The organism is Halomonas terrestris, from assembly GCF_049166755.1.
Classification (GTDB): domain Bacteria; phylum Pseudomonadota; class Gammaproteobacteria; order Pseudomonadales; family Halomonadaceae; genus Halomonas.
The window spans coordinates 12,225-32,843 of sequence record NZ_JBMHFZ010000017.1 but is presented as its reverse complement, the minus strand read 5'-3'; the positions used below and the strand labels follow the sequence as shown (position 1 = coordinate 32,843).

Annotated in this window: 22 protein-coding genes; 9 read left to right on the top strand and 13 right to left on the bottom strand. The window is 69.4% G+C overall.

Translation table 11 applies throughout. From position 1 onward, the window contains the following. Positions 1 to 2 precede the first annotated feature (2 nt). The gene (locus ACOMD9_RS15280; protein WP_421416551.1) at positions 3 to 686 is read left to right on the top strand and encodes an amino acid ABC transporter permease; all 684 of its coding nucleotides are present in this window, start codon (positions 3 to 5) and stop codon (positions 684 to 686) included. 49 nt (positions 687 to 735) lie between these two features. Here the strand turns inward: ACOMD9_RS15280 and ACOMD9_RS15275 are convergent, their stop codons facing one another. From ACOMD9_RS15275 to ACOMD9_RS15230, 10 genes are all read right to left on the bottom strand, one after another. Beyond that, positions 736 to 1,773 carry an NAD(P)H-dependent flavin oxidoreductase gene (locus ACOMD9_RS15275; RefSeq protein ID WP_421416548.1) on the bottom strand — a complete coding sequence of 346 codons (1,038 nt, stop codon included), beginning with the start codon at positions 1,771 to 1,773 and terminating at the stop codon, positions 736 to 738. Then, positions 1,770 to 2,768 (bottom strand): YihY/virulence factor BrkB family protein, encoded by a 999-nt coding sequence (locus ACOMD9_RS15270; protein WP_421416546.1) that lies wholly within the window; start codon positions 2,766 to 2,768, stop codon positions 1,770 to 1,772. Before ACOMD9_RS15270 ends, ACOMD9_RS15275 begins: the two co-directional genes overlap by 4 nt. Positions 2,769 to 2,775: 7 nt before the next feature. Beyond that, complete coding sequence (locus tag ACOMD9_RS15265; RefSeq protein ID WP_421416544.1) at positions 2,776 to 3,300, bottom strand: retropepsin-like aspartic protease family protein; 525 nt, start codon at positions 3,298 to 3,300, stop codon at positions 2,776 to 2,778. A 121-nt stretch (positions 3,301 to 3,421) separates the two neighbouring features. Then, a complete protein-coding gene (locus tag ACOMD9_RS15260; protein WP_421416542.1) occupies positions 3,422 to 4,774 on the bottom strand; it encodes a hypothetical protein in 1,353 nt (450 codons plus the stop codon). Continuing rightward, complete coding sequence (locus ACOMD9_RS15255) at positions 4,771 to 5,364, bottom strand: hypothetical protein (protein ID WP_421416539.1); 594 nt, start codon at positions 5,362 to 5,364, stop codon at positions 4,771 to 4,773. The genes ACOMD9_RS15260 and ACOMD9_RS15255 overlap by 4 nt, the downstream gene beginning before the upstream one ends. Positions 5,365 to 5,444: 80 nt before the next feature. After that, positions 5,445 to 6,197: a sulfite exporter TauE/SafE family protein gene (locus ACOMD9_RS15250; protein ID WP_421416537.1), complete on the bottom strand. Its 753-nt coding sequence runs from the start codon at positions 6,195 to 6,197 to the stop codon at positions 5,445 to 5,447. Beyond that, the gene (locus ACOMD9_RS15245) at positions 6,198 to 7,577 is read right to left on the bottom strand and encodes an MFS transporter (RefSeq protein ID WP_421416534.1); all 1,380 of its coding nucleotides are present in this window, start codon (positions 7,575 to 7,577) and stop codon (positions 6,198 to 6,200) included. Positions 7,578 to 7,640: 63 nt separating this feature from the next. Beyond that, on the bottom strand, positions 7,641 to 8,051 hold the full coding sequence (locus ACOMD9_RS15240; protein WP_421416531.1) for a VOC family protein: 411 nt from the start codon (positions 8,049 to 8,051) through the stop codon (positions 7,641 to 7,643). A gap of 35 nt (positions 8,052 to 8,086) precedes the next feature. Then, entirely contained in the window at positions 8,087 to 10,114 is a 2,028-nt protein-coding gene (locus ACOMD9_RS15235) for a CocE/NonD family hydrolase (RefSeq protein ID WP_421416528.1), read from the bottom strand. 48 nt (positions 10,115 to 10,162) lie between these two features. Beyond that, positions 10,163 to 11,464 carry an ATP-grasp domain-containing protein gene (locus ACOMD9_RS15230; protein WP_421416526.1) on the bottom strand — a complete coding sequence of 434 codons (1,302 nt, stop codon included), beginning with the start codon at positions 11,462 to 11,464 and terminating at the stop codon, positions 10,163 to 10,165. 259 nt (positions 11,465 to 11,723) lie between these two features. Between ACOMD9_RS15230 and ACOMD9_RS15225 the strand changes: the two genes are divergently transcribed. Then, entirely contained in the window at positions 11,724 to 13,127 is a 1,404-nt protein-coding gene (locus ACOMD9_RS15225) for a substrate-binding periplasmic protein (RefSeq protein WP_421416524.1), read from the top strand. Continuing rightward, positions 13,124 to 14,398 (top strand): GGDEF domain-containing protein, encoded by a 1,275-nt coding sequence (locus ACOMD9_RS15220; RefSeq protein ID WP_421416521.1) that lies wholly within the window; start codon positions 13,124 to 13,126, stop codon positions 14,396 to 14,398. Before ACOMD9_RS15225 ends, ACOMD9_RS15220 begins: the two co-directional genes overlap by 4 nt. A gap of 31 nt (positions 14,399 to 14,429) precedes the next feature. Here ACOMD9_RS15220 and ACOMD9_RS15215 read toward each other — a convergent pair whose 3' ends face one another. Further along, positions 14,430 to 14,606: a hypothetical protein gene (locus ACOMD9_RS15215; RefSeq protein WP_421416519.1), complete on the bottom strand. Its 177-nt coding sequence runs from the start codon at positions 14,604 to 14,606 to the stop codon at positions 14,430 to 14,432. Between the two features lie 159 nt (positions 14,607 to 14,765). On the opposite strand from ACOMD9_RS15215, the gene ACOMD9_RS15210 reads away from it, so the two are divergent. Continuing rightward, on the top strand, positions 14,766 to 15,053 hold the full coding sequence (locus ACOMD9_RS15210; RefSeq protein ID WP_421416517.1) for a sll1863 family stress response protein: 288 nt from the start codon (positions 14,766 to 14,768) through the stop codon (positions 15,051 to 15,053). A 28-nt stretch (positions 15,054 to 15,081) separates the two neighbouring features. Here ACOMD9_RS15210 and ACOMD9_RS15205 read toward each other — a convergent pair whose 3' ends face one another. Both ACOMD9_RS15205 and ACOMD9_RS15200 read right to left on the bottom strand, forming a co-directional pair. Next, complete coding sequence (locus tag ACOMD9_RS15205) at positions 15,082 to 16,287, bottom strand: toxic anion resistance protein (RefSeq protein ID WP_421416514.1); 1,206 nt, start codon at positions 16,285 to 16,287, stop codon at positions 15,082 to 15,084. 60 nt (positions 16,288 to 16,347) lie between these two features. Continuing rightward, a complete protein-coding gene (locus ACOMD9_RS15200; RefSeq protein WP_421416512.1) occupies positions 16,348 to 17,319 on the bottom strand; it encodes a cobyrinic acid a,c-diamide synthase in 972 nt (323 codons plus the stop codon). A 190-nt stretch (positions 17,320 to 17,509) separates the two neighbouring features. Between ACOMD9_RS15200 and ACOMD9_RS15195 the strand changes: the two genes are divergently transcribed. The 5 genes from ACOMD9_RS15195 (at position 17,510) to ACOMD9_RS15175 (ending at position 20,618) form a co-directional block, all read left to right on the top strand. Further along, positions 17,510 to 18,505, top strand: coding sequence for an LLM class flavin-dependent oxidoreductase (locus ACOMD9_RS15195; protein WP_421416509.1), 996 nt, complete (start codon positions 17,510 to 17,512; stop codon positions 18,503 to 18,505). After that, complete coding sequence (locus ACOMD9_RS15190; RefSeq protein ID WP_421416506.1) at positions 18,502 to 19,215, top strand: AzlC family ABC transporter permease; 714 nt, start codon at positions 18,502 to 18,504, stop codon at positions 19,213 to 19,215. Before ACOMD9_RS15195 ends, ACOMD9_RS15190 begins: the two co-directional genes overlap by 4 nt. Then, positions 19,212 to 19,526 (top strand): AzlD family protein, encoded by a 315-nt coding sequence (locus ACOMD9_RS15185; protein ID WP_421416503.1) that lies wholly within the window; start codon positions 19,212 to 19,214, stop codon positions 19,524 to 19,526. The genes ACOMD9_RS15190 and ACOMD9_RS15185 overlap by 4 nt, the downstream gene beginning before the upstream one ends. An 85-nt stretch (positions 19,527 to 19,611) precedes the next feature. Next, positions 19,612 to 20,028, top strand: a complete 417-nt coding sequence (locus ACOMD9_RS15180; protein ID WP_421416501.1) for a hypothetical protein — start codon at positions 19,612 to 19,614, stop codon at positions 20,026 to 20,028. A gap of 227 nt (positions 20,029 to 20,255) precedes the next feature. Beyond that, entirely contained in the window at positions 20,256 to 20,618 is a 363-nt protein-coding gene (locus ACOMD9_RS15175) for a hypothetical protein (protein ID WP_421416498.1), read from the top strand. The last annotated feature ends 1 nt before the right edge of the window (position 20,619 follow it).

Sequence of the window (20,619 nt, the reverse complement as noted above, 5' to 3'; positions counted from 1 at the left end):
CCATGACGGAATTCATCGAGTTCGGTCGCACCTGGATGCCGTTTCTGCTCGAGGGCGTGGGCGTGACCATGGGGCTGTGGGCAATCGCCATGCTGCTGGGCTTCTGCCTGGCACTGCTGCTGGTGTGGGGACGGATCTACGCACCCAGGCCGATCTACCTGCTGGCGACCCTCTACGTCGAGGTGTTCCGCGGCACCCCGATGCTGGTGCAGCTGTTCTTCATCTATCTGGGCCTGCCGGAAATCGGCATCGTCCTCGATCCCTTCACTGCTGCCGCGCTGGCCATCGGCCTGAACAGTGCCGCCTACCAGGCCGAATACTTCCGCGGTGCCATCCTGTCGCTGCCAGCGGGACAGATGGTCGCCGCCCGAGCCATGGGCATGAGCCGCTTCCAGGCGCTGCGCGATATCATCCTCCCCCAGGCCGGCCGGCGCGTGATCCCGCAGTGGTCCAACGAGGCCGTCGTCGAGCTCAAGTACACCTCGATCGCTTACGCCATCGGTCTCACCGAGCTCACCTCCCGCGCCGAACAGGTCGGCTATCAGACCTTCCAGTTTCTGGAAGCCTTCACCCTGGTAGCCATCATCTACCTGGTACTGACCGGCACCGTCGCCCAGGCGCTGGATCTCCTGGAACGGAAGACCCGGATCCCGGGGCTGACCTACAGCGGCGGCAAGATGGAGTGATGTTCATCGCCGCCGTCCGGTGCCGGGCAGTGCATCGCCACGCGTACGCTCAACACCCGGCAGCGAGCGCTTCCACCACCTCGGCGGCGGGTACCTCGCGACAGCCGCTGGCGTTCTGCCCGGCCCACAGCGGCGAGAAGTCGCCGCTGCCCTGCGCTTCCGCGGCAGCCCGCAGCGGGGCGATGGCCGCGGTGGCGAGCGGGAAGGCCGGGGCGACATCGCCGAGCGGGCCGAGCTCGCGCATCAGGCGGGTGACGATGCCTCGTGCGGGTCGGCCGCTGTAGAGGTTGGTCAGGGCCGTGTGGCGGGCCGCCTCGCTCATCAGCGCCTGCCGATGAATCCGCGAGCTGGTCGCCTCCGGGCAGCACAGGAAGGCGGTACCGACCTGCACGGCATCGGCGCCCAGCGCCATGGCTGCCGCCACGCCGCGGGCATCGCCGATGCCACCGGCGGCGATCACCGGCACCTCGACCGCCGCCTTGACCTGGGGGAGCAGGGCGAGGGTACCGACCTGGGTGGTGATCTCCTCGGCAAGGAACATGCCGCGATGGCCTCCCGCCTCGAGACCCTGGGCGATGATCGCATCGGCGCCCCGGGCCTCGAGCCACAGCGCCTCCTCCACCGTGGTGGCGGACGACAGCACCATGGCCCCCAGGGCCTTGACCCGCTCGAGCAGTTCCGGCGCCGGCAGGCCGAAGTGGAAGCTGACCACCTCGGGCCGGACGGCCTCCAGCAGATCGCAGGCCGCGTGGTCGAAGGGCCGTCGACCGCCGCCGGCCGGCACGCTCGCGATGTCGAGGTCCAGCTCGGCATAGTAGGGAGCCAGCGCCTCGCGCCAGCGAGCCTCCGCGGCCGGGTCCGGCTCGGGCGGGGCATGGCAGAAGAAGTTGACGTTGATCGGTGCGCGAGTGCGCGACCGGATGGACTCGAGTTCACGTGCCATGGCTTCCGGTCCCAGCATGGCGCAGGGCAGCGCCCCGAGGCCGCCGGCCCCGCAGACCGCCACGGCGAGGTCCGCCCCCTGCGCGCCCGCCATGGGCGCCTGGAGGATGGGAAGGTCGATGCCGAGTCGCTGCTTGAGGCTCACGGGTTCTCTCCTTGGTCGGGCGTGTCGCCGGATCGGTCGCGATGCCAGGCGCGGCGGCCCAGGGTGTCGGCCACATGGGCGCCACGCTCTCCCATGGGTCGCGGCTCGCCGGTGGTGGTATCGCATCGGGTCTGGCGCTCCATTTCACCGTTGATCTCGGCACCGAGCAATACGACGAAGGCGGAGAGCCAGAACCACAGCATCAGCACCACCACGGCCCCCAGCGAGCCATAGAGCTCGCCGAGGTTCGCCACATGGCCGACATAGAGCGAGAGCCCGCCGGAGCCGAGCAGCCACAGCAGGGTGGCGGTGACGGTCCCGACGCTGACCCACTCCCAGCGCGGCGAACGCCGATAGGGGCCGAAGCGGTAGAGCACGGCGATGACGAACATCATCACCAGCAGCAGCACGGGCCATCGCAGCCAGCCGATCACCCGGACCAGGGTGGCATCGAGGCCGAGCATGCCCATGGCCAGTGGGATGAGCGTGACGAACAGGAGGCTGGCCTGGGTCAGCACGATCAGGCCCAGGGTCAGGGCCGCAACGACCAGCGTACGGTGGCCCAGGCCGCGGCGCTCGCCCTCGCCGTAGACGACGTTGAGCCCGACGATCATGCCGCGCACGCCCTTGGAGGCCACGTACATCGCCACGACCAGGCTGGTCAGGGCCGTCAGGCTCAGCCCGGTATCGGTGTTGTCTCCGATCTTGCGCGCCTGCTCCTCGACCAGGCGGGCCCCGCCCTCGGGGAGGAAGCGGCTCAGCTCGATGATCTGGCGCGTCATGTCCTGGGGATCCAGCACCAGCGCCCAGAGCGAGATGACCGCCGCAATGGCGGGAAACAGCGACAGCAGTGCGTAGAAGGCGATGCCGGCGGCCAGCATGGTGACACGGTCGTCGCTCATCTCCTGCTTGACGCGCCACAGGATGTCCAGCCAGCCGCGAACGGATATCTCCCGCGGCTTCTCGGCTCGACGACCTCTCGGATGCTGGGCCATGGACTCCTCAGGGTTGCCGCGCAGGGCGCAGGACCATGCGCGAGTCGCGGATCTCGATGTCGAAGCGGTTGAGGAAGCTCATGCCCAGCAGGGCGATGTCCCCCTCGAGGCCGGGGCTGATGGAACCGCGCACCTCGCTGGCAGAGAAGCCGCCCAGGCTGACCTCGTCGAGGGTGGTGAGGTGTCCTCGTACCCGACCGTTGGCGGTGTTGAACCAGGCGGATCCCGCACGCTCGAGGTCCAGCCGGTCGGCCAGCCCGGCGGGCAGGGCCACGTAGGTGGCCCCGGTATCGACCAGGAACTCCACCGGCTCGCCGTTGATGCGTCCGGTGGCCATGAAGTGGCCCGAGCGATTGCGCTCCAGGGTGATCGGCTCCCCATCCCCCGCCACACTGTTGACCAGGTGCGCATTGGGATTGCGCAGCCCTTCCAGATAGCCCTGGAACCACCAGGTGCCGGTGCCGATGAAGAGTACCCAGAACAGCAGCATCATGCCGATCCCGGCACGCCGTGTGGGGTCTTTGTCGCTCATCCGCCGTCCTCCCTCGCTCTGCCCAACGACAGCATTGACACCGAAGTCCGGCGCTGTCTACCCACCGGTCGCGAAGCGTCGGCCTTCCTCCGCCCTCGTCGTTGCCACGGGCCCGGCTTTCCTACTCGAGCTCCTCCCGCCACAGCTCCCAGTAACCGCCGTCGTCGGCGGAGCGCTCGCGCCCCCAGCTGCCGTGCAGTCGTGCGTCGTCCGCCGCCGCCTCGAGCACGCCCAGTCCCTGCTCCAGGCCCAGGGTCCAGCCGAAATGCAGGCGCCCCGCCTGCACCTCCCCTTCCAGTTGGCCCAGGCCCAGCCCGTAGGTGAACGCCCCCCGGACCCGGTCGCCCTGCCGCTCGAGCACCAGCCACACCGGCAGCTCCCCCGAGGCGTCACCGAGCATGCCCCGGAAGGTGCCCGCGAAGGGCTGCCCGGCTTCCGGAGGCGCCCGGTCGATAGGCGGCTCACCCGCCCGCCGCGGCTTCAGGACCGCCGGCTCGGTGGCACGCCCCAGGCGCACGATGCCCTCCTGGATGTCGCGGTCGTCCAGGAAGTCCGCCAGGCGGCCGATCTCGTCGGCCACGCCGACGACCCGTGCGCGGGCCGCGACGAAGTCCGGTTCGGCCCGGGCGAAGGCGTCGCCGCGCTCGGCCAGGGCCGCGGCCAGACCCCTCAGCCGGTCGGAGGTCAACGGATGGGTGGCCTCGGCCAGGTGGGCGCGATGGGCCGCCTCGTCGGCGAAGTGCCAGCGATTGGGCTCCCAGTGGGCCAGCAGCGTGAAGAAGACGCTCATGCCCAGCGGTGGATAGGCGAGCCGGGCCATGACGTCCAGGGCGAACTCGTCGGCCTCGGTCTCGTGGCGGCGGGCCGCTTCCCGGGCGACCCCGGGCCCGTAGCCCGGATGGCGGTGCAGGGCATGCCCCAGCTCGTGGAGCAGCACGAAGACCACCGAGGAGGTGAAGATCTTGCCATGGAGTTCCATCACCTCCTTACGCTCCCGGACGTCATCGGGCACCCCCAGTGCCGCGAGCGGCAGCGGATAGCGCCCCTCGGGAAACGACTCGGGCCGGCGGTGACGCAGCATGGCCAGGTACTGTGCAGGCGTCTCGATCGACAACCCCTCGAGCTGTAGCCAGGCCATGGCCAGGGCGAGGTCGCCGAACAGGCGCAGCGAGGCCACCGACATCACCACCTGGCGGCGGCCATCGGCCAGGGTCTGCTGGTAGTAGCAGAAGGGCTCGCTGGCGGGCACCGGGCAGCGCAGCGGGAAGGCGAGCTCGACGCCTGCCAGCCGGACGCGCTCGTCCGCCGCCAGGGCCGGCACGAGATTCTCGTCGTGCACGCGGCGGATGTCCTCGGGGGTGATCCGCGACCAGTAGGCCAGGGTCGCCTCGTCGTAGAGGGTCGCCATGCCGGTGGCCGGTGAGGCCAGCAGCCAGCAGGACAGGGCCAGGCCGGCCCGCCAGCCGGCCTTCACGGCTGTTCCCTGCCCTGATGGTAGAGGGCCGCCGGCGCGGAGAAGCGGGCATCGGGCGGCTCGCCCCGGGCATCGGTGCCATTGGCCCAGTCGCTGAAGGCGGCGTAATCGCCCCAGCCGTCCAGCCAGGCGCCACGCATCAGCCGCAGCTTCACCTGGCGCAGGTCGCCACGCTCCGCCACGGCCTGGCTGCCCTCCGCGGAGGAGGCATCGGCCAGGGCATTGAGGGTGAAGAAGAGGCGGCGCAGCTGGGCCTGCTCCAGGGCGGGGTCGATGCCCCGGGTTTCCGGCACGAGCCCGGAGTAGCTGGCCAGCACCGGGGCATCGCCGCCTGCCATGGGCGGTGTCGAGGTGGCCTGGATGGCGCTGTACAGCGAGATGCCCAGGGCCACGCTGCCGAACAGGGCGAAGAAGAGCCCCGGCGCGGCACGGTTCAGCACCACCTCGGTGCCGCCGGGCAGGGTCACCTTGCCGTCGCTGTCGCGGTGGGCGGGCACCGCCAGGAACAACCGGTAGCCGAGATAGATGGCCATGCCGGCGAACAGCACGACCAGGATGCGTTCGATGGCACGCAGCATGACGGGGTCCATGGCGGCGACCTGCTCGGGCCGCGGTGAGCGGCGATTCCCTCAGTCTAGTCGCCACCCCGAGGCCTTACCCGCCCTGGCGCCTATCCGAGCAGCGAGCGCAGCACGATATAGCTGCCCATCACCAGCAGCCCCAGGAAGAAGAAGCGGCGAAAGCCCGACTCGGAGAGCCGGCGGCGCAACCGCTGGCCCAGCTGCATGCCGAGGAGGGCCGGGATCACCGCCAGGCTGGAGGTCAGCATCAGCTCGCCGGTCAGGAGGTCCTGGCCGCCCATGGCCAGGCCCAGCGCCAGGATGCAGAGGGTGAACAGGATCCCCATGGCCTGGATCAGCTGGTCCCGCGGCAATCCCAGGGCCTGGAGATAGGCCACGCCCGGAAACACCGACGAGCCGGTCATGCCGGTCAGCAGGCCATTGACCAGCCCGGAGATCACACCGGCGCGGCGCTCATGCCGCACCGGCAGCACGAACCGGGCCATGCCCAGGTTGACCAGTGCGTAGCCGATGATCAGCAGCCCCAGCAGTCGCGTCAGCCAGCGGACATCGACGCCGGCCAGGACCGCGACCCCGGGCCACACGGCCACCACCGATGCCAGCAGGAAGGGCCACAGGCGCCTGACGATGGCCCTCAGCTGACCGCCCACCAGCGCCTGCCAGAGGTTGGTGACGATCGTCGGCACCAGCAGCAGTGCCATGGCCGGCTGCAGGCCTACCGTCGCCACGAGCAGGGCCAGCGAGACCGTCGGCATGCCCATGCCGATCACGCCCTTGACGGTACCGGCGGCAAGGAAGGTCACGCCCACCAGCGCCAGAAACCCGACATCCAGGGTCGACACTCAGTGCGCCCCCCCCTGGCCGAGGCCGTTGCGTACCTCCCAGTCATGCGCGGCCCGCTGCCCGCGGGCCTGATTCACCAACAGGCAGATCAGGATGGCGACGATGAACAGCCCGGCACAGAGCAGGATCGAGGCCTGCAGGCCCACCACCGACTGCAGCAGGCCCAGGGCGATGATGCCGAAGACCCCGGCCAGCTTGTTGGCCAGGCCCCAGAAGCCGAAGAACTCGGCAGCCTTGCGGGTCGGCGAGAAGAGCCCCACCAGGGCACGGCTGGCCGACTGGCTCGATCCCAGGGAGAGCCCCGCCAGGCAGCCCACGAACAGGAAGAGGTGCTGGGCCTCCCAGCCCAGGCCGAGGCTGGCGTTGAGGAAGGCGGTGACCTCGGGAGTGGCCCAGATGGCGAAGATCGCCGCCACCCAGAGCACCAGGGTGAAGATATAGGTCACCCGGGTGCCGATGCGGTCCTGGATGAAGCCGAAGCCGAGCGCCCCGACCGCCGCGGTGATCTGCACGATGATGAACATGATGTTGCGGATCGACTCGTCCCAGCCGATCACCTGGGCCCCGTAGATGAAGGCGAAGGCGATGATGATGTAGACCCCGGCCATGGAGAACAGCAGCGAGACCAGGAAGGTGCCCAGGTCGCGGAAGCGCCTCAGTTCATGCAGGGTCGTCGAGACCCGCTCCCAGGCGATGCGGTGGTAGGGCATGCCCGGTGGCTGCGGCGTCCCCCGCTCCTTGACCCACAGGAAGGTGGGGATGGCGGTGACCAGGAAGAAGCCGGCGGCGAAGGGGCCGACCCAGCGGATGCGCTCGAAGTTGTCCGCCGTGGCCTCGCCCAGCACCACCAGCGTGAACCCCGCGGCGAAGAGCCCGCCCACATAGCCCAGGGCCCAGCCGAAGCCGGAGATCTTGCCCAGGTCCTGGGGAGGCCCCAGGTCGGGCAGGAAGGCGGCGATGAAGGACTCGCCCATGGAGTAGGCGTAGTTGGATACCACGATCAGCAGCAGCCCCAGCACCACGTAGCCCGGCGCCACGAAGTAGAGCATCGCGGTGGTCGCCACGGTGGCCAGGTAGCTGGCGAACAGGAAGCGCTTCTTGGCGGCCTGGTAGTCCATCACCGCCCCGCACAGGGGCCCGGTGACCACCACCAGCAGGTAGCTCACCGCCAGCGCCAGGCTCCACAGCAGGTTGGCCAGCCGGTAGTCGTCGCCGCGGTCGCCGACGATCACCGTGGTGAACAGCTCGCCGAACACCACCGTGATGATCAGCAGCGTATAGGCCTGGTTGGCGAAGTCGAACATCGCCCAGCCGAAGATTTCCCTTCTCGTTGCCCGCTGCCGGGGGGATGTGCCGGCAGCCGCTGGAACCACACTCATGCGCGCCTTCCTTGCCGGCCTCGTCAGGCCCCTAGCCTACCAGCAATGACACGACCCGAGCATTCACGACGACAGCGGCGGCCCCTTGAGCTCGACGGTATTGCCCATGGGGTCGCTCAGGTAGAGCGAAGGCCCGCTGCCTTCGGCGCCGTAGCGGGCCCTCTCCTCGCCGACCTCGATGCCGAAGGGCGCCAGCTCGGCACGGATGGCCGCGGCATCGAAGGGCTCGACGCGCAGGCAGAAGTGGTCCAGGTTGCGCCCCTCGGGACCGGGGGCGGCCCCACCTCGACGCCCCAGCGGACCCTCCACCGGCACCAGGTCGATCAGCGCCGTGCCGGCACGCAGCTGGACCAGGCCCAGTTCGTCATCGCGGCGCTCGACCTCGCAGCCCAGCGCCTCGCAGTAGAAGCGCAGCATGGCGTCGAGGTCGGTGACGCGCAGCACCAGGTGGTCGAGTCCCGCTATTCTCGGCATGGCGGCTCTCCTGCCGGCAGCATCGGGGGGAGGTGTCAGACCAGGTCGCGGGGGATCGTCTCGTCCCAGGTCCGCGCGTAGAGGCGGGTATCCCCCTCCCAGGCATCCAGGGTGGCACGGATGCGAAAGGCATTCTCGTCACAGGTCATCAGGGTCCGGGTCAGGGTGTGCACCTCCCAGTCGCCGCGCTTGAAGCTGCGTTGCCACTCCGTCCAGCCGCTCACGCTGTCGTAGCTGCCGTAGGCGTACCGATAGCGCTCGGTGACCCGGGCGGCGATCTCCAGGTCGATATCGTCGATCCGGTAGCGCCCCTCGTCGTTGACCACCTCCAGGGTGGTGCAGTCGTTGGCCAGGTCGCGGATCACCTGCCAGGTCTCCTGGGTCGGCTGGAGCAGGGTCTTGGCCATGGGGGGGGCACCCTCCGGCTCGCCAAAGGCGGGCAGTGCCGCCTCCTCGACGGGGCGCGCCACCCGCACCGGCAGGACCAGGCGGCAGCGACCAGGCTTGATGGCCAGCCTGACCGGGCGGGGGGCGGGCCAGGCCAGTGGCCAGTAGCTGGTGGAGAGCGCCAGGCGGATGGCATGTCCGGCGGCGAACTGCTGGGCGATATGCTTCAGCGGCACCCGGACGCGGTAATACCGGCCGGGCTCCAGGGGCTCGGGATCCTCGTCACTGTCGCGGTGGGTGAGGTTGAGCAGCCCGTAGGAGACCCGGGTGGCCTTGTCGTCCACGGCAATATCGGAGAGGCGCAGCGCCACCATGGCCACCGGCTGGTCGGCGGCGAGTTCGAGTTCCACCAGCGGCGCCCCGCAGATCTCCAGCGGCGCCTCGAGGCGTGGCGTCTGGAAGATCAGCGAGCCGCCATCCTCGTCGCGCTGGTCGTGGGGCAGGTCCGGCGGTGCATTGTAGGAGCACCACTTGCCGGCGTAGAGCCCCACCGAGAGCGGGGAGCGGATGTCCAGGCTGCCTTCGTCATCCTCGCCGTCGGTCTCCGGCAGCAGGTCATGCCCGCTGGTGAGCCGGAAGGGAGTCGGCAGGATGTTCGACGACGGCCACTCGGGTTCGGCCACCCAGCGCCCCGGGCGCTCCTCGTAGCGTGCCGAGGGCGGTACCGACTCCTGCATCCAGACCCGCAGCATGGGTTCGTCCATGATCCCGGTGTCGGTGCCCTTGAGCCAGCGGTCCCACCAGCGCAGCGACTCCTGCAGGAAGCCGATGGCCGGCCCCGGCACGCCCAGGTGGGGATACTTGTGGGCCCAGGGGCCGACCAGCCCCTTGCGCGGCACGGAGAGACCGGCCAGCAGCCGGAAGACCGCGTTGCAGTAGCCGTCGGCCCAACCGCTGACGGCGTAGACAGGGCAACGGATGCGCGAGTAGTCCTCGCATACCGAGCCGTGCTTCCAGTAGTCGTCCCGGCGCTGGTGCTCGAGCCAGTTGACCAGCCAGAGGCCACTGCCGTCCAGCCGCTCGAGCCACATGTCACGCCAGCGCTCGCCCACCAGTTCGGGATCGGGCGGGCAGGCATTGCCGTCGAACATGGTCGAGGCCCAGGAGAGGTTGTCGCTCAGCAGGCAGCCCCCCATGTGGTGGATATCATCGGCATAGCGGTCGTCGGTGAAGCAGAGGGTGATCACCGCCTTGAGCTGGGGGGGCTGCAGGGCGGCGATCTGCAGGCCGTTGAAGCCCCCCCAGGAGATACCGATCATGCCCACCTCGCCGGTGCACCAGGGCTGGGCCTCCAGCCACTCGAGGATCTCCAGGCCATCCTCCAGTTCCTGGGGCAGGTACTCGTCGGTGAGCACGCCGTCGGACTCGCCCGTACCGCGGATGTCGACCCGCACCCCGGCATAGCCGTGACCCGCCCAGTAGGGGTGGCTCTGGACATCGCGCTCGGCGGTGAGATCGCGCTTGCGATAGGGCAGGTACTCGAGGATGGCCGGCACCGGGTGCCGCTCGGCGTCCACCGGGCGCCAGATGCGCGCCGCGAGGCGAGTGCCATCCGCCAGGGGGATCCAGGTCTCCTCCTCCTGCACCCGGTGGGGAAAGTCGTTCACGATACGCATGGTCCTGGTCTCCTCGTCCCTTGTGGCCTGGCTCGGTCGCGAAGGCCCTCAGCCCTGGATGTCGTCGAACTCGAACACCAGGCGTGCCGCCAGCTGGTCGTAGTCGGCGAGCAACTGCTCGGCCGATGACGCGCCCAGATAGACATGCGCCAGCGCAAAACTGTAGGCGTCCTGCTCGGGCAAGGAGGAGAGCCGCTGCCCCTCCTCCACCTGTACAGCGATCTGGCAACCGGGGAAGTCGGCCCGGAGTTCCGCGAGCTCCGCGTCGGTGGGGACCCGGGTCACCACCGCATCGGTAAAGAATACCCGGTGGAAGAACTTGGCGGCGATGGGGAATTCACCCTGGCGCGACGGCATGTCGGGACGCTGGCCCAGCGCCAGGTCGATGGTGACCTGCTGATTGCTGACGCCATCGACCTTCTCGAACAGGTCGCAGTGGGACTGGGAGATGCGGGTGTTGATCTCCAGCAGCCAGATGCGCCCCTGCACCTCGTCCCAGAAGTACTCGACATTGAACGCGGCGTTATCATAGCCGATATGGGTCATGATGCGGTCGGTCAGCTCGACCATGCTGGCCTGGATATCCTCGGGCAGGCCTGAGGGGTAGCGGTAGTGGAAGAAGCTCAGGACCTGAGGGTAGCGCAGCGAGTCGACGATACCGTAGCTCACGACCTCGCCCTGAAACACGTAGCCTTCCACGGTGCACTGCCAGCCGCCGATGATCTCCTCGGCCATGCAGAAGTGGCCGTCCACGGCGGCGACCTCCGGCGGCAGGCGGGCATGCTCGAGTACCGTGTTGAAGGGGTCGGCGATCAGGCCGATCTGCTCGCGCAGCTGCTCGATGGCGTGATAGAAGTCCTCGGGCGTCTCGATGCGAAACCCCAGCCGCGACCCGGACGACTTTATGGGCTTGACGAAGAAGGGGAAGTAGAGCCCCGCCTCGCCGATGCGGGTCATCGCCTCGTCATCGAAGGGATCGAAGGCGGTGAACGCCGGGATATGGTCGGGGATCACCTCGCGCTGCACGCGGCGGCTCCAGTACTTGTGCTCGCACTTGAGCAGGCTCGAAAGCGTCGTGGAGCGGGTGCCGAAGCGTTCGCAGAGGATCGGCAGCATGGTCGAGACGGGGAAGTCCATGTAGCCGACGATGGCGTCGATGGAGCCCTCGAAGGCCTCGAGCCGTGCCGTGGCCTCCGCCAGCATGGCCACGATGTCGAACTCCTCGGTGTCGTAGACCGCCTCCGGGGCAATCACCCCGTGGAACCGCCACCGACCCGCGCCGCGCAGCGTCTCGAGACGCTGGCGGTTGAAGTCGTCCAGTCCCACCACGAAGATATTCTTCTGGATCATGTCACGGTTCGTCACCCGCGGGTGGCGCCTCCTCGACGTGGCCGCCGGCTGGCATGGGCGACCGCACTCCTCGAAGCATAGTTCACGGTGGCCGTCGGGGCGGGCCGGGCATCGCCCTTGCGTTGGTAGCCCGCTAATGACAGCTCCCACGGCATCGACTAGGTTGGAAACGGCAGGTTACCCGCCGTTGACATTCGATTCGTCACAGGCGAACCGCGACAACGGGTCCCGAACGAGCCAGGGGGAAACTGACGGGCGCATGAAAAGATGGCTACTCCTTGCGGTCAGCGTACTGCTTCCTCTGCCGGCGCCAGCGAGCCTGGACGGGCTCACCTTCATCACCGAGGAGTACCCGCCCTACAATTTCATGCGTCATGGCCGCCTGGAGGGGCTGTCCGTCGAGATACTCGAGCGCATCTTCGCGGAGACCGACACCCCGCTGACCCGGGAGGACATTCACCACTATCCCTGGGCAAGGGGCTATGAGACGGCGCTCACGGAACCCGATACCGTCCTCTTCTCCACCACACGGACCTCCCAGCGCGAAGCGCTCTTCCAGTGGGTCGGCCCCATCGCCACCGATCGGGTATCGCTGATCGCCCGGCAAGACAGCGGCATCCGGCTGGATGATATCGGCGACCTCATCGACAGCGACTACCGCATCGCCATCATCCGCGAGGACATCGGCGCCCAGCGCCTGCTGGAGGCCGGCGTGCCGGCAGCCCGGTTGCGACCGGCCATGACCAATGTCAGCGCGATGATGATGCTCGACCGCGGAAGGGTCGACCTGTGGGCCTACGGGGAGGACGTGGCGTACTGGCTGATGGAGGAGAATGGCCTCGATATCACCGACTTCACCTCGGTACTGGTGCTCAGCGAGTCCGACCTCTACTACGCGCTCCACCGCGATACCGACCCGCGGCTGGTGGCCCGGATGCAGTCCGCCCTGGAGGCCCTTCGCCGGCGGGGAGCGCTGCGTGAGCTCCTGGGCGACTCCTTGACCTTCAATACCGAGGAGTACCCACCTTTCAACTTCCTCGATGACCGAGGCGAGGTCGCCGGGACGGCAACACGACTGCTGCGGGCCGCCCTGGAGCAGGCGGGCCTGTCGGCGACCTTTCGCCTGCTGCCCTGGGCCCGCTCCTATACCGAGGCCCGGCTGAGGGAGAACCACTGCGTCTACTCGACCACGCGGACGCAGGAGCGGGAGCCCCACTTCCGCTGGGTCGGCCCGCTGGGCACCAACCAATGGGCGGCCTTCACCCTGGCCGGGAATCCGCTGGAGGCGAGCTCGCTGGACGACCTGGCGGCGTTTCGGGTGGGCAGCTTCCGCGAGGATGCCGTGGGCCAGTTCGTCGAGCAGCAGGGGGTGTCCGTGGTGGTGGCCCCCACCGAGCGGGAGAACATCGGTCGCCTCCAGGCGGGGCTGATCGATGCCTGGGTGACGGGCAGGCAGACGGCGCGCCTGCTCGCCGAGGATGCCGGCATCGAGCTGCGCGAGCTCTTCGGCTTCCAGCAGGTCGAGCTGTATCTCGCCTGCCACCCCTCCGTGCCCGAGAGATTCGTCACTCGCCTGCAGGCCGCCCTCGATCGGCCAGGGGGCCGCGGACGACCCGAGCCGGGCGCCCACGCCCCCCCGGATGAACGGAAGCCCGCTCCATGACGTCACCGGCCCCTCCTGCCCCTCCGCGATCGGTCCATCGCCACAGCCTGACGGCCAAGCAGGCCGTGTTGACCCTGGGCATCGCCATGCTGCTGAGCATCCTGGCCGGCGGCATCGAGCTGGCCTCGGACGCCCGATCGATGCGACAGGAGGTGGAAAGCCAGACTCGTCACCTGCTGGCCCTGGTCAACGGTACCGCGGCCGAGGCTGCCTTCCAGCTCAACCCGGACCTGGCGGCCCAGGTCGCCGACGGCCTGCTGGCCGGGGGCCATGTGGCGAGCGTGGTCATACGCGACGACTTCGACCGCATCATGGCCGCTCGCGAGCGGCCGAGAGAGGCCAACGCCGGCTGGCTGGCCAGCGCCCTGTTCGGCGACATCCTGGACTACCGGGAGCCCCTGTCCTATGACCTCGGTACCGACGAGCCCTCCAGCGCGGTGGGCGAGATCGAGCTGAGGCTGGCGCTGGACAGCCTGCGGAGGGACTTCGTCGATCGCAGCCTGCTGATCTTCTCGCTCGGCATGCTCAAGGCCCTGGCGATCGCGGGCCTGATCGTGGCGGTGTTCCACGCCTTCATCACGCGGCCGCTGCTGCGGGTGCATGCCGCCATCGCCGATACCGATCCACGCCGGCCGGGCCAGTGGCCCAAGCCACGGCTCACGCGTCACGCCGAGGACGAGCTGGGCCACCTGGTGGAGAGCCTGGACGGACTGCTCAAGGCCTTCCAGCGCGGCCTCGACCAGCGTGACGCCCTGCATCAGATATCCACCCTGGATGGCCTCACCGGCATCGCCAACCGCCGGCGGTTCGATGACTTCCTGACGGACTCCTGGCGGCGGGCCCGGCGATCACGACGGCCGCTGTCGGTGATCTTCATCGACCTCGACAACTTCAAGGATTTCAATGATCGCTACGGCCATGTCGCCGGAGACGACACCCTGCGCGCCGTCGCCGGGGCCCTGGCCGGCGTGATCAGTCGCTCCACGGACCTGGTGGCACGCTACGGCGGGGAAGAGTTCGTCTGCATTCTTCCCGACACCGACCTCGAGGGGGCCCGCCAGGTGGCGAAACGCATCCGGGACGCGATCCTGGCGCTGGACATACCCCACGCCGCGCCGGGCCAGCCCGGACGGGTGACCGCCAGCTTCGGCATCGCCAGTGCCGTGCCGGCCGACGACGAGGTGAGCCACGAGCAGTTGCTGGAGCAGGCCGACAGCCATCTCTACCGCGCCAAGCACCGGGGACGGGACCGCATCGTCTGGCAGGAGTGACGCGGCCGCCGGCACGGGGGCGGCGGGCTCGCTACAGCAGGAGGGTCAGCACCAGCGCCACGGCGCCGACCGCCATCGCCGTGATCACGGCGATGTCGACCAGGCGGTCCAGCCAGCGGTCGATATCCCCCCTGCCCGGACGGCGCGGCGGGCGGCGACGGCTCGCCCCGCGACGGCGGGCGCCGCGGGCGGTGCGGATGAGAGGCATGGCGGAAGTCCGATTTCACCACTTCCCTCTGAGCTTACGACCTGTGCTGCCGGTTGGCCACTGCCGGTGAGCGCCGGACCCGATCAGGCCGAGAGGGGAACCCGAGAGGCGCAACGTGATCGTTACAGGAAGGCAGAGTGCCATCCACGGGGCCGCAGCATGAACAACCGCGACGATTTCATCGAGAGAATGAAGGCCAACCTCGACGCCTGGAACGCCGAGATCGAACGCCTGGCCGCCAGGGCCCGGGAGGCCGGCGAGGAGGCCAGGGTCAGGTACCATGACGATATCGAGCGACTGAAGCAGCGCCGCGACGAGACCCGCGAGCTGCTCGAGGAACTCGAGCAGACCGGCGAGGCGGCCTGGGGCACCCTGCGCCAGGGGGTGGAGGAGTCCTGGCAGCGCCTGCGCAAGGCCTTCGACGACGCCGCGTCCCACTTCCGGTAGGCGGCTCCGGATCGCCGCCGCGGCCGGATCAGGTCGCGCCCTTCCCCTCCACCGGGGCAGCGTCGTCGCTCTCGTCGCCCCGCCGCAGGCGGTCGATCGCGACATTGCCCTCGTCGGCCAGCTGCGCCAGGCGCTCGATCTGGGCATCCAGGCGCGGCAGGGCCTCCTGCCGGTAGCGGGCCAGGTCGTCCAGGGCGGCCATGACATCGGCGAAGGCCTCCTCGAGGACCTGCATGTCGAGCTGCGCCGAAGCGGCCCGGGTCTGGATCTCCACGCCCTGCTGGCGCAGCGCCCTGGCGGTGCCGGCGATCATCCCGGAGGTGGTGGCATTGAGGGACTCGATGCGATCCAGCACCAGCCGCTGGTTGGCCAGGGCCAGGGCGACGGCCACGGCCACCGTGAGCGCCGAGACGGTGACATGGATCGCCCTGTCCACGCCACGGATCAGCTCGCGATTGTTGCGGATGATCACCTCCAGTGCCAGCACGCCCTGCTGGCACACCGCCAGCTGCTGCTGCAGGTCGAGGATCCGCTGGCGCAGGGGGAAGAGCAGCTCCTGCTCGATGAAGCCACGCCGGGTACTCGTCTCGTCGAGCCCGGCGAGGGCGTCCTGCAGGCGTTGATCGATCAGGCGCCCCAGGGTGACCTGGCGCTGGAGGCGGCCCAGGATCGCGTTCAGCGCCTCCTGGTCGTCACCCAGTGTCAGGTTGTCGCGATGGAGCATGTCCCGCCCCGTCTCCAGGTCGGCGATGATCGCATCCAGCGCCTGCTGGGCGTTCTCGAACCTGCGGAAGTAGCGCTGCAGGCGGCTGCCGGCGCCGGGGACCAGGGCCAGCACCCGGTCGAGCCGCCCGGGCGACAGACGCTGTCCGCGCGGATCCAGCGCCTGCATCCTGCCGCGCAGGTCGACCAGCGCCTTCGCCACCGGGCCGCCGTCATCGCCCTGGTGCGCCAGCTTGCGCAACGGCGCCTTCAGCATGGCACTCCGATGGGCGGCCTGCTGCTGCAGCTCGAGCCCCAGCTCGTCCACCGCCCGACGCTGCCGCTCCAAGCTGGAGGCATCGTCCGTGCTGTCGATGACCTCGTCCACGAAGTCATCGGCCATGGCGGCAAGCTCGGGATCGTCGATGACATCCTCCTCTCCGTCCTGTCGCGCTGACTGGGCCAGCTCACTGGCGACCTCCTCCACAGGAGGCAGGGAGAGGCGCGGATCACCTTCGGATGGCTGGTTCATGAGCACCTGCGTACTTGAGCCCTGTTCCTACAAGCTAGCAGAGCCCGGCGGCCTTTCCGACTAGCGCGGATCGCTGCGTCCATAACGCTCTGCCCGGCCGATGAAGCGGCGCAGCTCCGACAGCGCCTGGTCGGCGGCAACCGAGGTGCGGGGGCGCCCGGTCTCGATGCGCGCCAGGGCCACCGCGGCATCGTCGAGCAAGGTCAGGGCGGATTCGTTGCGTGCCGCGAGCCGCTCCAGACGGCGTTCGGTGCTCTCGAGCAGTTCCAGGCGCCGCTCGAGGGCACTGCGCTCCACGGCGGAGAGTCGCGCCCCCTCCCGCTCGAGGCGGCGACGCACGAAGTCGCCATCCACCCCCTTCACGCCGCCGGCCTGGGCGGCCATGGCGGTGAGGTTGTCCACCGCCCCCAGGCACACCTCGGTGACCAGGGACCGGCCACGCTCGAGGGCCAGCTCGCCCTGCTCGAACCGGGTGGCCAGGACGTCCAGCACGTGACGATAGCGGCTATAGAGTCGATCGGCCTGGATGGCCAGGTCGGGACGCCTCGCGTCGAGCAGCGCCTGCTTGGCGCGGCACAGGGCCAGCACCACCTCATCGGCGTCGGCGGGCGGGCGGGCGGTATCGAGCACGGCCACCCCCGCCTCGCGGGCCTCGCGCTCCCGCTCGGCATGACGCCGGGCCGCCTCGGCTTCCAGGCGTGCCTCCAGGCGCAGGCGATGGCGTCGCGCACGCCAGCGGTGCCAGCGCCGCTCCAGGGGGAGCGCCACGGCGATGGCTGCCAGTCCCGCCAGCCAGCCCGCCAGGCTGGGCCCGAAGCCACCCCAGAGCGAGGTCAACCACAGCAGGACACTGACAAAGGGAACCAGCAGGCCATAGCGGAAGAAGACCTGCCAGCGACTGGGGCGCTCGGTGGGCACCGCGAGTCGCGGATTCGCCAGCCCTATCAGGCACCACGGCAGGCAGGTAACGAAGAGCCCGTAGGCGAATCCCTGCAGAAACCCCAGCATAGACCTGGCTACCCGGTGACCCATATCAGAATATCCTGAGTGTAAGGGCGCTGGCGGCAACGCGCGACCCCGCAGCCGGCAAGGGACCGCGATACCCGTCGGCTGGCCAGGAGCCAGGGGGTTTCCGAGCCGGGCCGCGAAATACCGTTTGCACACGGCCGCCCCATGGCGGAAGAATGGCAAGCACGCTAACCAACGTTTCGAGTGCCGCGACATGTCACGACTCGCCAAGACGCCCCTTTCCGTGCTCGACCTGGCCCCGATTCGCCAAGGCGGGACCATCGCCGACAGCTTCCACGAGAGCGTGGCGCTGGCCCGGCTCACCGAGCGGCTCGGTTTCACCCGCTACTGGCTGGCCGAGCACCACGGCCTCGAGGGCATCGCCAGCGCCGCCACGGCGGTGCTGATCGGGCATATCGCCGGCGCCACCGAGCGGATCCGGGTGGGCAGCGGCGGCATCATGCTGCCCAACCATCCGCCACTGGTGGTGGCCGAACAGTTCGGCACCCTCGAAAGCCTCTACCCCGGCCGCATCGACCTGGGGCTGGGCCGCGCCCCCGGCGCCGACGCCGCCACCATGGCCGCCCTGCGGCGTGACCCCCATGCCGGCGTCGACGACTTCCCGCAGCGCCTGGAGGAGCTGCTGGGTTTCCTGGGTGACGCGCGGCCCGGCCAGCGGGTGCACGCCGTCCCCGGCCAGGGCACGAGGGTGCCGATATGGCTGCTGGGCTCCAGCGGCTTCAGTGCCCAGTTGGCCGCCCGCCTGGGCCTGCCCTTCGCCTTCGCCGCCCAGTTCGCCCCCGGCTACCTGTTCGAGGCGCTGCGTCTCTATCGCGACAACTTCCGTCCCTCCGAGGCACTCGAGCGCCCCCATGCCATGGTCGGCCTGCCGGTGATCGCCGCCGAGAGCGACGAGCGAGCCGAGTTCCTCGCCTCGACGAGCCGCCAGAAGTTCCTCGGCATGGTTCGCGGCCGCCGGACGCGCTCGCTGCCGCCGGTCGAGACACTGGACTGGACGCCCATGGAGCGGGGCCAGGTCGAACAGTTTCTCGGCGCCGCCGTGATCGGTGGCCCGGAGACGATACGCGAAGGGCTCGAGCACTTCCTCGAGCAGACCGGCGCCGACGAGCTGATGCTCAACACCGATATCTACGCCGCCGAGGAGAGAGCGAGGAGCTACGAGATCGTCGCCGAGGTGTGGCGCTCATGACCGTCGGCGATACCTCCCGGCCGAGTCTCGGCCATCTCGTCAGCGGCTTTCGCCGCATGGCCCCGCTGTCGCTGTTCGTGATCGTCTTCGGGCTGGCCTTCGGGGTCGCGGCCCTGCAGCAGGGGCTCTCCGGCCTGGAGGCGCTGATGATGAGCGGCCTGGTGTTCGCCGGCGCCGCCCAGTTCGCCACCCTGGAACTGTGGGGCGACACGATACCGCTGGTGCCGCTGCTGGCCATCACCCTGGCGATCAATGCCCGCCACCTGCTGATGGGGGCCGCCTTCTACCCCCACCTGCGCGACCTGCCCGCCGGCCGGCGCTACGCCAGCCTGATCCTGCTCAGCGACGCCAACTGGGCCATGGCCATGAGCGGCGGCTCCACGGCGGCGCGGCTGGGCATCCTGGTCGGCGGCGGCCTCGCGCTGTGGACCACCTGGATGATCGGCACCGGCCTGGGCGTGGCCTTCGGCAGCGGCATCGGCGAGCCCGAGCGCTTCGGGCTGGATGCCATCATGGGCTGCTTCCTGCTGGCCATGCTGGTGGGCGACAAGCGCGACCTCGGCGTGCTGCTGCCCTGGGGCGCCGCGGCCCTGGCCGCCCTGGCGGCGATGGCCTGGCTGCCGCCCCACGCCCACGTGATCGTCGGGGCCCTGGCCGGCGGCGTGGTGGGCCTGCTGCTGCCGCCCGCGCGCAAGGAGAAGACCCCATGACCCTGACGGCCGCGAACGGCGGCGTGCTGCTGGCCATCCTGATCATGGCGCTGGCCAGCTACCTGACCCGCGCCGGCGGGGTCTTCGTGATGGCCCGGGTGCCCATCGGCCCGCGCGTCGAGCGCTTCATCAACGCCATGGCCGGCTCGGTGCTGGTGGCGGTGATCACCCCCATGGCCGTTCACGGGGACGGCGGCGCCCGGATGGCCCTGGTCGCGACGGCGGGCGTGATGCTGGCCCTGCGCAAGCCGCTGCCGGCGATCGCCGCCGGCATCCTCACCGCCGCGCTGTGGCGTCTGGTGGCAAGCTGATCCATCATCGGAACGAACCTCCCCGCCCGCTTTCCAAGAGGCAGCCAATCACGCGGTGCTGCGCGCCGCCCGACCGGAGAGATCGATGCCCGATTCCCAAGGCCCCCATCAGGACCCGCGCCACAACGTCGCCTGGCGCGCCGCACGGGAGTGGCAGCAGCGTGCCCGCCAGACCCGGGCCGGCGGCCTGCTCGGCACCCTGAAGCTGCTGCTCACCTGGCTGCTGTTCGGCGCCATGATGATCGTTGCCATGGTGCTGGGGCTGTTCTTCCTGCTGCTCGGCTGGGCCCTGCTGCCGATCCTGCGCTACCGCATGAAGAAGCGCATGGAGCGCATGCGGGCCGACCAGGCCGAGGATGTCGGCGGTGGCTTCCACTACCGCGAGACCCGCTACCGGGAGAGCCACGGCGACGCCGGCAGCTACCGCGAGCAACGGGTGCTGGAGGGGGACTACGAGCTCAAGGACGAGGCAGCGGACGACGGCTCGAGCGACAAGAAATGACCCGCCTCGGGGGCGGGTCGCAAGGGGTGTCGTGCAGGGGATGCAGACAATGAAGTCATCGGCTGGTGCCGACTGCCACCACGTTACGGATCCCCCCTGGCGGTTGCCAATTGAGGTTCCCGATCCTGCCGATAGCCTCGGCGGGTCGTGGCAGCCGGGTGGCAAAACCCGGCAAAGTGCCATAGGTTGAAGTGTGAAGCTTCCCGATGGTGCCGGAGACGACAACGATGCCAACACTTCGGACGACACCGACCAACCTGGCGGGCCGGGTCGCCCTGGGCCTGCTGCTCGCGGCGCTGGCACAGCCCGCGCTTGCCAACGACTACCCCACCGAAGCTCGCGTCGACTATGTGCTGGGTTGCATGGCCGCCAACGGCAACAGCTACCTGACCATGCAGAAATGCTCCTGCAGCATCGACGTGATCGCCGAGCATCTCTCCTACGACGAGTACGAGCAGGTGGAGACGGTACTCGGCATGCAGGATCAGCGTGGCGAGCTCGGCGTGCTGTTCCGTACCGAGCGCGGCATGCAGGACCAGTTGCAGGAGCTGCGGCAGGCCCAGGCCGACGCCAACCTGCGTTGCTTCTGAG

What these genes read in the sequence shown, in the direction of transcription:
- ACOMD9_RS15280 (WP_421416551.1), top strand. Translation starts at nt 3, where the DNA reads ATGACGGAATTCATCGAGTTCGGTCGCACCTGGATGCCGTTTCTGCTC.
- ACOMD9_RS15270 (WP_421416546.1), bottom strand. Translation starts at nt 2,768, where the DNA reads ATGGCCCAGCATCCGAGAGGTCGTCGAGCCGAGAAGCCGCGGGAGATA.
- ACOMD9_RS15265 (WP_421416544.1), bottom strand. Translation starts at nt 3,300, where the DNA reads ATGAGCGACAAAGACCCCACACGGCGTGCCGGGATCGGCATGATGCTG.
- ACOMD9_RS15255 (WP_421416539.1), bottom strand. Translation starts at nt 5,364, where the DNA reads ATGGACCCCGTCATGCTGCGTGCCATCGAACGCATCCTGGTCGTGCTG.
- ACOMD9_RS15245 (WP_421416534.1), bottom strand. Translation starts at nt 7,577, where the DNA reads ATGAGTGTGGTTCCAGCGGCTGCCGGCACATCCCCCCGGCAGCGGGCA.
- ACOMD9_RS15240 (WP_421416531.1), bottom strand. Translation starts at nt 8,051, where the DNA reads ATGCCGAGAATAGCGGGACTCGACCACCTGGTGCTGCGCGTCACCGAC.
- ACOMD9_RS15235 (WP_421416528.1), bottom strand. Translation starts at nt 10,114, where the DNA reads ATGCGTATCGTGAACGACTTTCCCCACCGGGTGCAGGAGGAGGAGACC.
- ACOMD9_RS15230 (WP_421416526.1), bottom strand. Translation starts at nt 11,464, where the DNA reads ATGATCCAGAAGAATATCTTCGTGGTGGGACTGGACGACTTCAACCGC.
- ACOMD9_RS15225 (WP_421416524.1), top strand. Translation starts at nt 11,724, where the DNA reads ATGAAAAGATGGCTACTCCTTGCGGTCAGCGTACTGCTTCCTCTGCCG.
- ACOMD9_RS15220 (WP_421416521.1), top strand. Translation starts at nt 13,124, where the DNA reads ATGACGTCACCGGCCCCTCCTGCCCCTCCGCGATCGGTCCATCGCCAC.
- ACOMD9_RS15215 (WP_421416519.1), bottom strand. Translation starts at nt 14,606, where the DNA reads ATGCCTCTCATCCGCACCGCCCGCGGCGCCCGCCGTCGCGGGGCGAGC.
- ACOMD9_RS15210 (WP_421416517.1), top strand. Translation starts at nt 14,766, where the DNA reads ATGAACAACCGCGACGATTTCATCGAGAGAATGAAGGCCAACCTCGAC.
- ACOMD9_RS15205 (WP_421416514.1), bottom strand. Translation starts at nt 16,287, where the DNA reads ATGAACCAGCCATCCGAAGGTGATCCGCGCCTCTCCCTGCCTCCTGTG.
- ACOMD9_RS15200 (WP_421416512.1), bottom strand. Translation starts at nt 17,319, where the DNA reads ATGGGTCACCGGGTAGCCAGGTCTATGCTGGGGTTTCTGCAGGGATTC.
- ACOMD9_RS15195 (WP_421416509.1), top strand. Translation starts at nt 17,510, where the DNA reads ATGTCACGACTCGCCAAGACGCCCCTTTCCGTGCTCGACCTGGCCCCG.
- ACOMD9_RS15190 (WP_421416506.1), top strand. Translation starts at nt 18,502, where the DNA reads ATGACCGTCGGCGATACCTCCCGGCCGAGTCTCGGCCATCTCGTCAGC.
- ACOMD9_RS15185 (WP_421416503.1), top strand. Translation starts at nt 19,212, where the DNA reads ATGACCCTGACGGCCGCGAACGGCGGCGTGCTGCTGGCCATCCTGATC.
- ACOMD9_RS15180 (WP_421416501.1), top strand. Translation starts at nt 19,612, where the DNA reads ATGCCCGATTCCCAAGGCCCCCATCAGGACCCGCGCCACAACGTCGCC.
- ACOMD9_RS15175 (WP_421416498.1), top strand. Translation starts at nt 20,256, where the DNA reads ATGCCAACACTTCGGACGACACCGACCAACCTGGCGGGCCGGGTCGCC.